11 protein-coding genes are annotated in these 15669 nt (G+C 34.7%); 6 read left to right on the forward strand and 5 right to left on the reverse strand.

What is annotated here, in order from left to right; all coding sequences use genetic code 11:
* On the reverse strand, positions 1 to 1227 hold the full coding sequence (locus tag Q4Q34_RS02740; RefSeq protein WP_303317076.1) for an NADH:ubiquinone reductase (Na(+)-transporting) subunit B: 1227 nt from the start codon (positions 1225 to 1227) through the stop codon (positions 1 to 3).
* Entirely contained in the window at positions 1227 to 2582 is a 1356-nt protein-coding gene (locus Q4Q34_RS02745) for a Na(+)-translocating NADH-quinone reductase subunit A (RefSeq protein WP_303317075.1), read from the reverse strand. The genes Q4Q34_RS02740 and Q4Q34_RS02745 overlap by 1 nt, the downstream gene beginning before the upstream one ends.
* A 154-nt stretch (positions 2583 to 2736) precedes the next feature.
* Here Q4Q34_RS02745 and Q4Q34_RS02750 point away from each other — a divergent pair, with 154 nt between their 5' ends.
* On the forward strand, positions 2737 to 3987 hold the full coding sequence (locus Q4Q34_RS02750) for a type IX secretion system plug protein (protein ID WP_303317074.1): 1251 nt from the start codon (positions 2737 to 2739) through the stop codon (positions 3985 to 3987).
* Positions 3988 to 4098: 111 nt separating this feature from the next.
* Positions 4099 to 4485 (forward strand): Co2+/Mg2+ efflux protein ApaG, encoded by a 387-nt coding sequence (apaG, locus tag Q4Q34_RS02755; protein WP_303317073.1) that lies wholly within the window; start codon positions 4099 to 4101, stop codon positions 4483 to 4485.
* A gap of 126 nt (positions 4486 to 4611) precedes the next feature.
* Here apaG and Q4Q34_RS02760 read toward each other — a convergent pair whose 3' ends face one another.
* Entirely contained in the window at positions 4612 to 5595 is a 984-nt protein-coding gene (locus Q4Q34_RS02760) for a DUF6695 family protein (RefSeq protein ID WP_303317072.1), read from the reverse strand.
* Complete coding sequence (locus Q4Q34_RS02765) at positions 5588 to 6313, reverse strand: NRDE family protein (RefSeq protein ID WP_303317071.1); 726 nt, start codon at positions 6311 to 6313, stop codon at positions 5588 to 5590. Before Q4Q34_RS02765 ends, Q4Q34_RS02760 begins: the two co-directional genes overlap by 8 nt.
* Before the next feature lie 151 nt (positions 6314 to 6464).
* Between Q4Q34_RS02765 and pruA the strand changes: the two genes are divergently transcribed.
* From pruA to Q4Q34_RS02785, 4 genes are all read left to right on the forward strand, one after another.
* Positions 6465 to 8093 carry an L-glutamate gamma-semialdehyde dehydrogenase gene (gene pruA, locus Q4Q34_RS02770; protein ID WP_303317070.1) on the forward strand — a complete coding sequence of 543 codons (1629 nt, stop codon included), beginning with the start codon at positions 6465 to 6467 and terminating at the stop codon, positions 8091 to 8093.
* A 243-nt stretch (positions 8094 to 8336) separates the two neighbouring features.
* The gene (locus Q4Q34_RS02775) at positions 8337 to 8897 is read left to right on the forward strand and encodes a DUF1643 domain-containing protein (RefSeq protein ID WP_303317069.1); all 561 of its coding nucleotides are present in this window, start codon (positions 8337 to 8339) and stop codon (positions 8895 to 8897) included.
* Between the two features lie 188 nt (positions 8898 to 9085).
* Complete coding sequence (locus Q4Q34_RS02780) at positions 9086 to 9433, forward strand: YciI family protein (RefSeq protein WP_303317068.1); 348 nt, start codon at positions 9086 to 9088, stop codon at positions 9431 to 9433.
* Entirely contained in the window at positions 9433 to 10680 is a 1248-nt protein-coding gene (locus tag Q4Q34_RS02785) for an RNA polymerase sigma factor (RefSeq protein ID WP_303317067.1), read from the forward strand. The genes Q4Q34_RS02780 and Q4Q34_RS02785 overlap by 1 nt, the downstream gene beginning before the upstream one ends.
* A gap of 29 nt (positions 10681 to 10709) precedes the next feature.
* Here the strand turns inward: Q4Q34_RS02785 and Q4Q34_RS02790 are convergent, their stop codons facing one another.
* Positions 10710 to 15620 (reverse strand): LamG-like jellyroll fold domain-containing protein, encoded by a 4911-nt coding sequence (locus tag Q4Q34_RS02790; RefSeq protein WP_303317066.1) that lies wholly within the window; start codon positions 15618 to 15620, stop codon positions 10710 to 10712.
* Between the last annotated feature and the right edge of the window lie 49 nt (positions 15621 to 15669).

A 15669-nucleotide genomic window follows, 5' to 3' on the forward strand; every position in this document is an offset into this window, starting at 1 on the left:
TTATGCAACTTTAGCTTTTAAACGTTTCTTTCTTTTCTTAACATTACCTTGAACAACATAATGATCGATAGTTGGTGCAAACACATTCATTAATAGAATAGCTAACATAACACCTTCCGGATAGGCAGGGTTAAATACACGAATCATGATAGAAATAAACCCTACAAAGAAACCATAAATCCATTTCCCTTTATTGGTTTGTGAAGCTGTTACAGGGTCTGTAGCCATAAATACAGTACCAAAAGCAAAACCACCTATAAGTAAGTGGTGCCACCAAACTGTACTCATTAATCCGTAAAATTTACTGCTTTCTGTTATCCATCCAGAATCAACTACTTGATTAAAAATTAATCCCATGACTAAAGCTCCAATAACTGAAGATAACATGATTCTCCAACTCCCTATTTTTGCGAAGATTAAAAATAAACCTCCCAATAATATTAATAGTGCAGATGTTTCACCGACCGAACCAGGAATAAATCCTAAGAACATATCCATCACTTCATACCCTGCTTCTTTTCCTTGTGCCAAACTTCCTAGTATTGTTTCACCAGAAATAGCATCTAGATTTGCTCCTGCGGCAATCTCTTTAGTTCTTTCAACAGCACCTTCAACCCAAACCTTATCTCCAGACATCCATGTAGGATATGCGAAGAATAGGAATGCACGAATAGTTAATGCAGGGTTAAGAATATTCATTCCCGTACCTCCAAAAACTTCTTTACCTATAACAACACCAAACACAACGGCAACAGCCAGCATCCAAAGTGGAATATCAACCGGTACAATTAACGGTACTAACATTCCTGTTACTAAGTATCCTTCTTCAACTTCGTGTCCTTTAATAATGGCAAATATGAATTCAATTCCTAAACCAACACCATACGATACAATTACTAATGGTAATATTTTCCAAAAACCAATCATGAAGTTAGCCATAGTCCAAAATTCTGAACTAAAGAAACTTCCTGCTGCGGCTTGCACCTCACCAACCTGTAAATTATGTTGGTAACCGGCATTAAACATTCCGAAAATTAAACACGGTACCATGGCCATAATAACAGTATTCATGGTACGTTTTAAATCGTCGGCAACTTTTATGTGAGTCCCATTATGTGTGGTCTCGTTTGGTAAGTATAAAAACGTATGGATTGCAGAAAATGCAGGTAGCCACTTCTTGTCTTTGTTCTTTTCCTTAAAATTATGTAAACTTTCTTTTAAACCCATTATCCTATTTCTTTAAGCATTAAGTCTAAACCTTCTCTTATAATTTTTTGATGTGGTTGTTTAGACACACAAACAAATTCTGTTAATGCAAAATCTTCAGGAGCTACTTCATACATTCCTAAAGCTTCCATTTCATCTAAATCCTTATACATACACGCCTTTAATATTTGCATTGGATATATATCTAAAGGAAATACTTCTTCGTAAGTTCCAGTAGTTACAAAAGCACGATGTTCACCATTTGTGTTTGTATTTAAATCGTATGATTTCTTAGGGTTTAACCATGAAAAAGTAAATGCTCTGGATGTTGATATTTTATTGAAAATAGGTTTATTCCATCCAAAAAACTCGTAATCATCGCCTTCAGGAATTATAGAAATCACATTACTGTAATAATCTAAAACCCCGTCTGGTTTTACTTGTTTCCCACTTAAAACATTCCCCGAAATAATACGATCATGAGAATCTTTAGTAATGCCTTTATCATAAACCATAGTCGCTATTTCGCTTCCTATCTTAGTAACAAAGTATCTTGGTTTCTCAACAGAAGAACCAACTAAAGCTACAATACGCTCAGCATTAAACTTTCCTGTTAATAATAACTCGCCTATAATAACCAAGTCTTGAGCATTAACAGTCCAAACAACTTCTCCTTTATTTATTGGATCTATTTTATTTATTTGTGTTCCTACATTTCCCGATGGATGTGGTCCAGAAACATGGTGCAATGTAATACCCGCTAGTCCAGCTAATGGGGAGTTTCCATTTTTACCTACAGAAACATGTACTTTGCCTTCGGTAAGTTTTCCTAAAGCTGTAACAGCTGCTTGTAATTCGGCCTCTTTTCCTTGTAGTGTAAAATCCAAATCTGCTGCTAATGGTGCACTCGCATACCCAGATATAAAGATCGCTTTTGGCGCTTTATCTGGATTTGCAATAACATCATATGGGCGTTGTTTTACAAACGGCCAACAACCAGATGCTAGTAAATGCGATTTGATAGCTTCAGAATCGGCAGCATCTACATCAAACTTACCTTGATCTTGGTACGTTTGCTCTTTATCTGCTTGGATTTTAATGGCTAATATTTTACGTTTTTCACCACGGGAAATTTCTAAAACTTCACCAGAAACTGGAGAAGCAAATTTGATAGCTTCGTTAGATTTATCGAAAAAAACAGTTTCACCTGCTTTTACTTTAGTTCCAACTTTAGAAATTAATTTAGGTATAACGCCGTGGAAGTCCTCAGGTCTTAAAGTATAAAAGTTGCTTACTATGGCCTTTTCAGAGGTTTTTTCAGCTTCACCCTTAAGTTTAATGTCTAGACCTTTTTTAATGCGAATGTCGTTTGACATATTTTTTTTATTGTAATTAGTTGTCTAAAAATCGGTGCAAAAATACAAATTTAAAATACAGTTTTCATAATAAATTGAATAGAATTTTAACCCATTTGGAATAAGTTTTATTTTCGGCATTAAAATTGTTTATATTTACAGAAATTGTCCTACAATGCTGTTAAAACTCACCTCTTTATTATCTATTCTTCTAGTATCTAATATTGCTTTTAGTCAAGTTGAAGAAGTTGCACCTCCAGATTACATTAAAACAATCAATTTTAAAGGCAATACACCTGAAACACAATTACCAATTTTAAGACTTGGTGAGTATGTCGTTTTAGAATTTGATGTTTTAAACGGTGAGGAAGATGATTACTATTATAAAGTTGAACATTTTAATTTTGATTGGACACCATCTGTTTTGGTGAAATCGGAATACATGGAGGGTTTTGACAACCAACGTATTAGAAACTACGAAAATTCATTTAACTCTTATCAAATTTATTCACATTACACCCTTACTATTCCTAACGCACAAACCAGAGGCTTAAGAGTTTCTGGTAATTACATGCTTTCCGTTTTTAATGATGATGACGAGCTTGTTTTTTCAAGGAAATTCATGATTTATGAAAACACCGCTAACGTTGGTGTTAACATTAAACGCTCTCGTGATGTACAGTTTATTGAAGAGAAACAACGCATAGAAATCATAATTGATTCCAACACCATGCCATTTAATAATCCTACTCAAAACGTAAAAGCTGTTATTGTTCAGAATAATAATCTGAATACTGCTATTTCGAATATAAAACCGCAATACACCGTTGGTAATCAGTTAATTTACAAATATGACACAGAAACCAGTTTTTGGGGTGGTAACGAGTATTTATTTTTTGAAAACAAAGATGTTAGAGCGGCAAATACAGGTATACAAAGTATCGATTTAAAAGATTTGTATCACAATTATTTATTTGCAAACTTTGAGAGAGCTACCAGACCATATACCTACAATCCAGATATTAATGGTAATTATGTGATTCTAAATATTGATGCAGAAAACCCCAGTATTGAGGCAGATTATGTGTGGATGCATTTTTCATTACTTCCTGTTGAGTCCTTAAAAAACAAAGACATTCATGTTTATGGTAATTTTAATAATTATGTTGTAGATGAAAGCACTAAAATGGTTTTTGATGAATCTCGCAACGTTTATACAAATGCCTTACTTCTAAAACAAGGCTTTTACAACTACAAATATATTGTTGCAAATAGCGACAAAAGTATTGATGAAGGCGCTATTAGCGGGAACTTTTATCAAACAGAAAACAATTATAAAGTCATTGTATATTATAGAGATTTAGGAGGGCGATACGATAAAATTATTGGACTTGGGGAAGGAAGCTCAGTTAACATTTCAAACTAATAATCGTGCTTTTTAACTAGTTTTTTAACCAAAGGCATTAAAAATTACCACTAACCACTTAATATTTACTATTTTAGCGCCCATTAAACACTTTGTATACTAATAGTTAACATGGTTCAACAAATAACAAGAGGCATAAAAATATCGGTGGTCACCACTTTTGAAGGCTCATTTTATAAAAATTATAAAATGCAGTATGCTTTTGGATACACCGTAACTATTGAAAACCAAAGTAAAGATTCCGTACAGCTTAACGCTCGCCATTGGGAAATTTTAGATGCTTTAAATAATATAGAAATAGTTTCTGGTGAAGGTGTTATTGGAAAAAAGCCAGTACTGAAACCAGGCGAGTCTCATACTTATACTTCTGGATGTTTGCTAACCTCTCCTTTTGGTGCCATGCAAGGGCATTATAATATGGTAAACTTTACAACTACAAAAAAGTTTCAGGTAACCATCCCTACTTTTAAGCTAAGTGCGCCTTTTGCAATAAACTAGATAATTTGATTTCTTTTTACCTAAGAACATTGTACAGTCCTGTCATTTCATAGTGAGAGAGGAACGACAGTATTAATCAATAACTCATAACTTAAATCGAGGGAAGACGGAACAGATTAAACGCCCCTAAGAAAACCTAAAAATCTTTTCTCCTTGCTTCACATGAAAGAATTGACAATTAGAGTAATGCACAAATTCAAACCCTAAATCATAATCAAATGAATCATCTTCAACAGCAAAAACAGCATCGACGTCTACATTGCCATAAGGAGAAATACGCCTAAACCGATATTCAAAATTATTATCGGTTTGATGTAATTCAAACCAGGCTCCAGCAGCAATGCCAGAGAGCCATTGCGCTTTTTCATGCACCCCTTCAACAAGCCTAGGCTCTAAAGTCCCAATAAAAGACGGTTTATGATCTTTTAATTTATCTAAAAAACAACGAATATTTTCACTCTTTTGAGAGCCTTTAAACTCTGAAATATGGCCTGTTTCTGAAACTTCAAAAGCATGGTTTTCCGTATTTGCCAAAAGGACGTTACCAACAGTACTAGGCGTAAACCATTTAGAGTTCTTTAACTTCTTTTTAATATCCAAATCGGTAACTGAAGCTATTAAACTATCTGTCACAAAACGTGCGCAATTGCATGCCCGCTTCTTAAAAGCTGCATAATAGATAAACCCACGCTTTTGCATTTTAGTAATATGCGTTCGTGCTTTTTTATAATCAACGGTATTACAAACTGATGCTACCAGCTTACCGTCTCCGTGGGTTAATTTAGGATGGGTTCCTAAAAACTCTAAAATATCGTTTAAGTTTTTAATGGTATCATTTTCAATCTCCGCCTTAATTGGAAAATCCAATTCATTATCCGTATCTCTTCCTCGGACTCGTCCGTTGGGCTCTGATGTGATGTAACGTCCAAAATCATGATATTCTAAAACACCTGTTTTTTTATCAATCAATACTAAAGCAGCATGACCTGCCCTCAAATAATTCTTTTTACCTACACCTAGAAATCTTAAATAAGGCGAGAACCATTCCTCAGAAACCATAACAATAGTATCTGGATACGCTAACGTTAAAATAATACCTGTGTTATCCATTTACAACTTCTGGAAGATTCAATGTTTTAGTTGTAATTGTTTTATTATGGAGACTCTCATATCGCATCGTTACGGAATCGGTTTCTTTTACTACCTGTGTAACACTAGTTGTCTTAACAAACCCACGATTCATTATAACTCCAAAATCGTCATTATCCCCTCCTGCTGTTTTATGAAATTTCAATAAAGAAACAGCATCTAATTCATTATCATTTATAAATGACTCAAACCAGCTTAACCTTTCTCTCTTCATCTCATCCGTATACAATGTGGAAGACGACCAAATTTTTGGCTCGTTTGGTAATTTCTTAAAATACTTATTCTCTCCATCCCAAACTAATTCATAAAATTTCAAAGTAGTACTCCAATCTGCAATAATTATAGTGAATGGTTCTATATCTCTAAGGTCATAAGTTTCAATTGTAGCTTCTATGTCATCAGAGATCATAAAGTCTTTTGCAACCACACCTCTACTCTTTCTATAACTCGATTTACGTTCGTGTAATTTAAACCCGCCGTTCAATACACAAACTACTCTGTTTTTTTCGCTCAAACCAATCCATGTACCTCCAGCCACTTTATCTTTAGGAAATAATGTTTTAACACCATGAGTCATATAAAAATCTGGCTCGATAGATATTCTATCTGGTGCTTCATCTCTATTGGAAGTTAAAACAAATCCATTACCAGCCTTCGGAATAATTGTTACTGTACACATAAAATCTGTAGTCTAAATACGGTTAGGCAACTTACAAAAAATAAACAAATTTTAACTCCTTTTTAAACATTGTTAGTCATTGAAGTCATTAAATTATTCGTAAATTTGCACCTCATTTAATGAAAATTCAATAACAAAAAATACAAAAACCATGGGAAAAGGCTTTTTCAACGTACCTGTAGCCATTAACGAACCTGTAAAAAGTTACGCTCCTGGATCTCCAGAACGGGAAGCGGTACTAAAAGCATATAAAGAAATGTTTAATAGTCAAATTGACGTTCCATTATATATAAACGGAAAAGACATAGAAACTGGTAATACCAGAACCATGTCACCTCCACATGACCATAAACACGTTGTTGGGACGTATCATCTAGCTGAAAAATCACATATTGATGCCGCTATTTCTACAGCCTTAGAAGCAAGAAAGAACTGGTCTCAAATGCCATGGGAACAACGTGCCGGGATTTTCTTAAAAGCAGCCGAATTAATTGCTGGTCCTTACAGAGCAAAGATTAATGCTGCAACCATGATTGCACAATCTAAAACAATTCATCAGGCAGAAATTGACGCTGCATGTGAGTTTATCGATTTCTTACGTTTTAATGTACAGTTTATGACTGACATTTACATGGAGCAACCAGAAAGTACAAGTGACGCTTGGAATCGAATTGAGTACAGACCTCTTGAAGGATTTACTTATGCTGTAACACCTTTTAACTTTACTGCTATTGCTGGAAATTTACCTGCATGTATGGCATTGATGGGTAACGTTGTTGTTTGGAAACCTAGTGATAGCCAAGTATATTCTGCTAAAGTGATTATGGATGTTTTTGAAGAAGCTGGTGTTCCTCCTGGTGTTATCAATGTTGTTTTTGGTGATCCTGTAATGATAACGAATACCGTTATGGCTAGTCCGGACTTTTCTGGCCTACACTTTACGGGTTCTACCTTTATTTTTAAAGAACTTTGGAAACAAATAGGGAATAACATCCACAACTATAAAACATACCCTAGAATTGTTGGAGAAACTGGTGGTAAAGATTTTATCGTTGCTCATAAATCTGCTAAAGCAAAACAAGTAGCTACTGCGATAGTGCGTGGTGCTTTTGAATTCCAAGGACAAAAATGTAGCGCTGCTTCAAGAGCCTATATTCCACAAAGCTTATGGGGTGATGTAAAAAACATGGTTATAGAAGATGTAAAGTCTTTTAAAATGGGATCTCCAGAAGACATGAGTAACTTTATTACTGCTGTGATACATGAAGGTTCTTTTGATAAATTAGCAAAATATATTGATCAGGCGAAAGCTGATAGCGATGCCGAAATTATTGTTGGAGGGCATTACGATAAAAGCAAAGGATATTTTATAGAACCTACCGTTATTGTAACTACAAATCCTAAATATACCACCATGTGTACTGAGCTATTTGGTCCTGTAATTACTATTTATGTATACGAAGATGACGCTTACGCGGAAACTTTAAAATTAGTAGATGAAACCAGTGAATATGCTTTAACTGGTGCTATATTATCTACTGATAGATATGCAGTAACACAAGCAACTGAAGCCTTACAAAACGCTGCTGGAAACTTCTATATTAATGACAAACCAACGGGTGCTGTTGTTGGACAACAACCTTTTGGTGGTGCCAGAGCTTCTGGAACTAACGATAAAGCAGGTAGTGCGCAAAACTTATTACGTTGGGTATCTCCTAGAATGATAAAAGAAACGTTTGTAACCCCTACGGATTATCGTTATCCGTTTTTGGGTGAGTAAAATTCCTGCGACTTGCGCTGGACTTGTTTCAGTAAGACAGGAATCTCATAATCGAGAAACTTATATTTACAAAAGAGGCTGTCTAGAAGCTAAGATAGCCTCTTTTTTGTTTTATGACCTTTTATAATAGAGATTGTTACATTTGTAAGAAAAATTATCTAAATTCGTTTAACGTCTGATATAAAATATTAAAACGATTTTATATCATGTCGTTGCGTGTAATTCCCAAAAATTAGTGCTGAAATGAAAAAACCGACATATAAATATCCCGATTTTGTAACAAAAGTGGAATTAAAAAGCGAAAACGGAAAGCGATATTGGTTGAATTTGGTAATTGACAAAAACAAGTCAGGAGGAATTACTATCATACTCAAAAACCCGAGTCGAGCGGACAAACTGATTTCGGACAAAACGGTTTTTAACGTCTCTAATTATATTTATAGAAACCGAGAAAAATACTCGGAATTGGAAAATGTGGGGCAAATTACAATCCTAAACCTAATACCAAATTATTTGACCGACTCGAACGGGCTCAAAGAATTTAAAGAAACGATAGTTAACCAAGAAAACATTTGGGCTTTAAACAAGTTTTGCCAAAAGAATAAAAACGTAATCATTGCGTGGGGAAATCACCCAATCGGACTTTATCATGAATACGAACAATTAAAAACGGAAGTGAAAAAAATATTAACAGGAAATAAAAATCAAGTTTTTTATGTGGATAGACTGACTAACGCTGGAAATCCAAAACACGGACAAGTTTGGGGGTATGAAAATAAATTAAAAAAACTAACTGAATTTTAAGTCGATTAATGAAAAAGCAATTATTTTATTCTCAACACTTTTAAGGATTGAATCAACTTACATTAGTTACGTTAAGCTTAAACAGGAGATTCCTGCCTTCGCAGGAATTTTGTTAAATTTGAAAATAATGTCCCCTTTTCTAATTTAGCAAACGTCTTAAGTATATAAATATTAAAAATATTATAATTATGAAAGAATTTATGATGATTTTCATTGGTGCAGATTACACCGATCTTGGTTTATCTCCAGAAGAACTTCAAAACAGAATGGGCAAATGGTTTTCATGGAATGACAAAATGGAAAAAGCGGGTATTCTTCGAGGCGGGAATGCTTTAACTCCAGCGATCCGCCGTGTTGTTGGAGCAAACAGAACGGTAACTGATCTTACTTCGGCAGAAGTTAAAGAAATTGTTGGGGGCTATTATATCGTTGAAACTACCGATTTTGATGCCGTTCAAAAAATCGCTGAAGATTATCCTGATTATGATCTTGGAGGTACTGTTGAAATTCGTGAAATCATGGTATTTGATCGCTAATGGAAAAAAAACTTATAGACCATTTATTCCGCTACCATAGCGGGAAAATGGTCTCTGTTTTAACTCGGATTTTTGGACTTTCAAATCTTGAAATCATTGAAGATGCGGTTCAGGACACGTTTATTAAAGCAAGTATATCTTGGCGTACAAAACAACCTGACAACCCCGAAGCATGGCTAACCCAAGCCGCTAAAAATAGAATTTTAGATATTTTCAGAAAATTAAATACTGAAAAAAAACACCTTCCAAACATTATTCATGGCACCAATGCCATAGCTATAAACGAGCTTTTCTTAGACACTGAAATTGAAGACTCACAGCTTCGTATGATTTTTACGGCTTGTCATCCCAAATTAGACCCCAGAGACCGTATTTCTTTTGCTTTAAAAACGGTTTCCGGATTCAGTATTAAAGAAATAGCTTCTGCTTTACTAACTAAAGAAGATAGTATAAAAAAAAGGCTTACTCGTGCTCGTAAATCTATACAACAATCCCAATTAAAATTCCAAATCCCACAAGGCCCCTCATTACCTCAACGATTGGAAAGTGTTATGGAAGTGTTATACCTTATTTTTAATGAGGGATTTCATTCTAATAGAAAAGATACACTTATTAGAAAAGAATTGTGCGGAGAAGCCATGCGCTTGTGTAAAATGCTTCTTAAAAATAAACACACACGCACTCCTGAGGTTTATGCCTTGTTTGCTTTAATGTGTTTTCATTCGGCTCGTATTGAAACCAAAACCAATGCTGATGATGAACTTCTAGATTTAAAAACCCAAGATAGAAGTCAGTGGCATTTTCCTTTAATAAACTTAGGTAATAAAATGATGAATAAAGCTGTTGACACATCAACATTCTCTTGTTATCACTACGAAGCTGCTATTGCTGTCGAACATTTACGTGCACGCCGTTTTGAAGATACTAATTGGGGCAAAATACTTCATTGGTACGAATGTCTTCATGCTATTCAACCCATGCCTATTCATCTGCTAACAATGGCTGTTGTTTGCCTACAAAATAAAGACTACGAAACTTCTAAAAAATATCTTGATCAAATTAAACCTGAAGATTTTGTTCAAAGGGCTTACTTATATCATGGTACTTTATCGGATTACTATTATGCCACAAATAATCTCGAAAAAGCCATTAAACATATTGATTATGCTATAAATATGGTCACTAATAAATTTGAAAAAAGTTATTTACAGAAAAAGAAATCGGATTTATTATTTTCTAAAAACTAACCCATTATACTTGATAAATTAACGCATTACTATTCCAGCACAACCTTTTTGTTGGTAGTACCTTTTTCCGTATGCAACCTAATAATATATGTTCCGTGATTTCCAATCACTGGCATGGATAGGTATTCTTTATTTGTTTTCAGGTTTAAAGTTTTTATGTTCTGACCAAGCATATTATATAATGATATACTTGAGACATATACGTTATCTTTATTAACTATTTTTATTTCAGAAGTTTTCGAATCATGGTAAACAATCAGTCCATAAGCATTCTCTTGAATATCATCTGTAGATAATAACTGATTTGAATCGTTTTCTTGAAAAACCAATTGGAACCTATCTTTATACTCACCAGCATCTAAATAAATTTCAAATGGAGAATTATTAATTTTATAAATCTCACCTGTTAGCTTATCATTAATATAAAGAGAAACATCTGAATCTAAATTTTCAATAGCATCCACCTTAATATTTGCCAACCCTGATTCTTTAACAATTAAACCCAATGAAAATTCTTTTGTTATATCAAAATTATTAACCCCCTGTATTACAAACTTATTGCCATTGAAATCCCAATACATATCCTCTTCATTGACATCAACCATAAAGGCATCGTATCCCAAATCAAATTCATCAGAGGCATTAACATTGAAACCCAAAACAATTTGCCTGTGATAGCCTAAGGGGGAATCATACATTAATCGGATAGTTGGAGCGGCATCTTCATTATTTTTGTTTACAGTACTATCTCCCTTAGTTCTTGAAGGCTTTAAAAATACCGAGGTGCTACTCGATGCTTCCGTAACAAACGCTCGTTGACTATTCTTAAATACAATATCCCCTCCATCTACGGTCGCTATTGGTGTAGCAGGATCATTATCATTGTTAAACCCATCAATTTTTGTTGACACAAAGAAGCCTTGATTTACTGGAATGTATTGTCCCGGAACTTTAGTTCCTGTAGATAAATTGTTATTGATTCGGGCATCGTTAGAGATAGCTGCTGCACCTCCTGTTAAATTTCGTGTAGCATAACCTCCGACATAATCTCGTAAATTATGCGAGTTTTCTTCTCCAAAATGATCCCAAAAATACAATGCGCCATTAATAACAGTTCCCGTATTATTATTACCGCCATCTGCGACACCTAAATTATCTAAAATAAATTCGGTAGCATCTATAGCAGATGGGTACGGGTTTCCTATTAAACGTTCTACATCATCTGTTCCTGATATTTTATTCAATTCTAAAGTAATGTCACCATTATTAGGCAAGCCTTCAAATACATAATTTTGTTGTAGTGAAAGTGAAACTGCTCCCGAGGTTCCTTTCATTGTAAATCCTTCCCCTGGAAGCAAGGATGATGTCTCATCTATCTTTTCCCAAGCACCATAATCGTCCTCTGGACCATAGAATTTATACAACCAATAATTACTGATCGTTCTTGGAGAGCCCGGTGGTGGTATGGTACCACTTCCATTAGGTGACGAAGTATATAAAAGGTCTTGATAAATTCCGGAATTCGTTCCATCATTCAAAACACCTGAGATGGTATGATTACTATTGGTGCTAGACACACCTGTTCCTCTTGTTACCGTATTACCTGCAATAGGACCTACCGAAGATGACCAATAATTATAATTAAACCCATTGGCCGTTCCTTGTTGATCTCGTTCTATGTAGCCACCACTGTCTGCATCAATAATACTGCCTTCCGTTTGTACTAATTGGGACTCTCCTACTAAATCTATAACGCCATCTAATTCCAAATAGTGAGAAATGGTTAACCCTTGTCCTGAATTTGTTTCATTTTGAGCCTCACCAGGGTCTGCAATAGTTATAGTTCCTGCGGTTTGTATCAACCCTAAAAGAGAAATATCCCTATCTCCCGAAGTAATATTATGAGATGTTTCAACAATGTTCCAGTCTATCACTGTTGAACCATCCAGACTTAAAGAGTTTGGCAGGACTTGATCTACATTATTGCTCCAAGTTCCTGGTGTATCCCATGCGCCATCTGCAGCAGAAATATAAGGCAATGGCGTACTTTGTGTGCCTACTATAGATTTATTTTTGTTTAAATATTTTAAGCGTAAAAAGAAACGATCATCTGTTAATCCTTCAACAGTCGATCCATAAAAGGAGTTAAAATCATAATAGACCCTTAAATGACTCCATGATATGGATACAACCTCATTACTTGCTGCTGCATGAGGCACTATTTTACCGCTAGTATAATCCGTACCACTAATATCAAATCGTTCTAACTCCTGATTCATCAAATAACGTACTTGATCCTGAGAAAGTGCCAAATCCCACACATATACCTCATCAATATCCCCTAAAAGCGGATTAATCACATTATTTTTATCAATATAAACGGCTCCAATAGAGTAATTATTAAAGTTTGGAGACGGGTGTACTACATCTTGTACAGACTTATCCAAAACACCATCTACATACATCAAAACAGTTCCACTATCATATATAAAAGCCGTATGGTGCCATTTCCCATCATCAACATCCATATTAGAAGTAAATTTTGGGGTGACTGCATCATCTATATAAACTTCTATATTTCCAGAAGTATTAAGTCGTATTTGCAATTTTTCTCCTTTTGCCATAACTGTTCTGTTACTGGCATTTGCAGCACATTTTATCCAGGCAGAAATTGAAAAAGAATCCACACTTAAGTTAAGGCTAAATTCGCCTACTAAATAATCACCAGAGGCAATACTCACCGAATGATTTTCTGTCAAATTAGGCACCTTTCCAAAGGTAAAATACTTGGTTCCATCAAAATCGTACCAAGTTTCAAGATTAGAACCTCCGTCCGACCTCAAAGGAATCACATCAATAATATCTGCATTTGCAAAATTCGGATCATCGGCAACTATTAAAGCATATTCCTCAGTTGCCGTTTTAGAAAAACCACTAAACGCCGCAGTTGGAATAGAAACATATACGATTTCTACATCTCCGTTAACATCTTCATTCGATTCTATAATTTTCCATTTTCTGTCTATTCGTGTTAGAGATGTTGTAATTCCAGAAGCAATAGTAACGGTATTTGTATCAGTACCAGTAAATGGCCCATTATTATTTCCCCATACCAAAAAATCGCCATCTTCTTTAAATTCATTAGCATTTGCACTATTAGTAGAAAAAAGCCCCCCTAAACCTATACATACATCATTTAATATATTTAATGTTTTTGATTGTTTTTGATTCAAATCGGATATAGAATCTCGACCAATACCTGCTACATCATAATTATAACCAGCATTCGCTACGATATCCCATACCTTGGTATCAAATGAATTGATATAATCTTTCTGAGCTTCTGTTGATCCTCCTAGAGTAATACCATATTTTATTGCTAAATACGACTCTATTTTTTGTCTATCTGCATCTGTTACACGTTCTGCAAACGTAAAAATTTCTGCAATCCTACCATTTAAACTTCCTTGTACATCAAAATTTCTACCAATCCAATACTCTGTACCTAATATTGGAGGTCCTGGTGCTCCTACATTTGCAAAAGCAATATCGTTTACAGAAGATGTTGTTAGTAAATTAGAATTATATAAAATATCCTGTCCTGTTGGAGAAGAAGCTGCATTATTTCTTACGTTTATAATCCCTGCGTTAGAATACGAAGCACTTATTTCTGCCTCTCCATTATAACTTAATCCTCCTGGAATGTCTTGATTATATGATAAGGTTTCGTTGGTAAATTCGGTTGAATAATCACCAAATCCAACACCGGTCATATCCCCTGCACTTCCTGATGATATACCTGCAAAAATAGTGTTCCTGGTTGATGCACTTGTCATTGTCGCATCTGGAATCATAACAATAAAAATATCCTGACTATAAAAACCATTCGTAGTATTGTACAAATATTGTTCAATAGTGGTTCCGTTATTTTCAAACTCAATAACTGGATTGAAATTTATATTGTCTGCTTCTGTATCTAAATAAGTGGGTTGATTTACTGCAACTGGTTGAATAGCATCTTTACCATTGGTTCCTAAATCATGCCATTCTGAAACTTTGGAGCTTGATTCAACAATTCCTCTTGTTGACTTTAACCATAATCTGAAATCGGCTGTAATCCCACCCGGGCCAGGAATATTCTCATTAAACATTTCCGAATCAACCACAAAAGTAAATGTTGTATTATCGCTATTAGCTATGCTAATCGTTGCACTTTGCACGCCAGTCCCTCCAACAGGAGCTGTAAAGGTGACATCAAAAACAATGCCTCCGTAAGGGGCTATATCATAGGGTATTGGAAACGGTGAAGACGTCACAAAATCGACATTAGAACTAGTTAGTGAACTTATATTTAAATCACAACTACCAATATTAGAAATAGCATACCTTCTGGTAATAGCTGATCCTTCATCTACAATACCAAAATAAGTGCCATTAGTGTCTGAGGTTGTTGTATCTCCATGATAAATATCGGCATAAGGAGTCCCACCCAAAACAAATATTTCTGGAGCGGAGTTTACCTGTAATGTAAATGTAAAATCAGATTGGTCTTTAATTTCAATGGTAATCAATGTACTTGTTGTAGTACAATTAGGGCTTATGTTTTCAATTTCGAAGTCCAACTCCTTTTTCCCACCTGGACAACCTGAAGGTTTAATGTTTTTTTTAGGGTCTCCAGGATCTATGTTAAAATCTGTGGTATTTGCTATATCTACACCCTTGATTTTTAAATTATCACAATTCCCACCTTCTATGTTTGTAATTCTAAAATCAAGGCTATTCCCCGCATTGATGGTAACCGTAGAGCCATCTGTCACTGTGGAGCCACCAATAATTTCAACTTGTATAACCTGAGCATTACTAAAAATACTTAGCAAGCAAAATAACATAACAAGTTTAAGCTTTATAATAGCCAAGTTACAAGTTTGGATATTTTTCATTTCTTAAAATTTAAGTCCGATATTTCATCGATGAAATGACATATTTATC

It is taken from the genome of Flavivirga abyssicola, from assembly GCF_030540775.2.
GTDB lineage: Bacteria > Bacteroidota > Bacteroidia > Flavobacteriales > Flavobacteriaceae > Flavivirga > Flavivirga abyssicola.

What these genes read in the sequence shown, in the direction of transcription:
- Q4Q34_RS02740 (WP_303317076.1), bottom strand. Translation starts at nt 1,227, where the DNA reads ATGGGTTTAAAAGAAAGTTTACATAATTTTAAGGAAAAGAACAAAGAC.
- Q4Q34_RS02745 (WP_303317075.1), bottom strand. Translation starts at nt 2,582, where the DNA reads ATGTCAAACGACATTCGCATTAAAAAAGGTCTAGACATTAAACTTAAG.
- Q4Q34_RS02750 (WP_303317074.1), top strand. Translation starts at nt 2,737, where the DNA reads ATGCTGTTAAAACTCACCTCTTTATTATCTATTCTTCTAGTATCTAAT.
- apaG (WP_303317073.1), top strand. Translation starts at nt 4,099, where the DNA reads ATGGTTCAACAAATAACAAGAGGCATAAAAATATCGGTGGTCACCACT.
- Q4Q34_RS02760 (WP_303317072.1), bottom strand. Translation starts at nt 5,595, where the DNA reads ATGGATAACACAGGTATTATTTTAACGTTAGCGTATCCAGATACTATT.
- Q4Q34_RS02765 (WP_303317071.1), bottom strand. Translation starts at nt 6,313, where the DNA reads ATGTGTACAGTAACAATTATTCCGAAGGCTGGTAATGGATTTGTTTTA.
- pruA (WP_303317070.1), top strand. Translation starts at nt 6,465, where the DNA reads ATGGGAAAAGGCTTTTTCAACGTACCTGTAGCCATTAACGAACCTGTA.
- Q4Q34_RS02775 (WP_303317069.1), top strand. Translation starts at nt 8,337, where the DNA reads ATGAAAAAACCGACATATAAATATCCCGATTTTGTAACAAAAGTGGAA.
- Q4Q34_RS02780 (WP_303317068.1), top strand. Translation starts at nt 9,086, where the DNA reads ATGAAAGAATTTATGATGATTTTCATTGGTGCAGATTACACCGATCTT.
- Q4Q34_RS02785 (WP_303317067.1), top strand. Translation starts at nt 9,433, where the DNA reads ATGGAAAAAAAACTTATAGACCATTTATTCCGCTACCATAGCGGGAAA.
- Q4Q34_RS02790 (WP_303317066.1), bottom strand. Translation starts at nt 15,620, where the DNA reads ATGAAAAATATCCAAACTTGTAACTTGGCTATTATAAAGCTTAAACTT.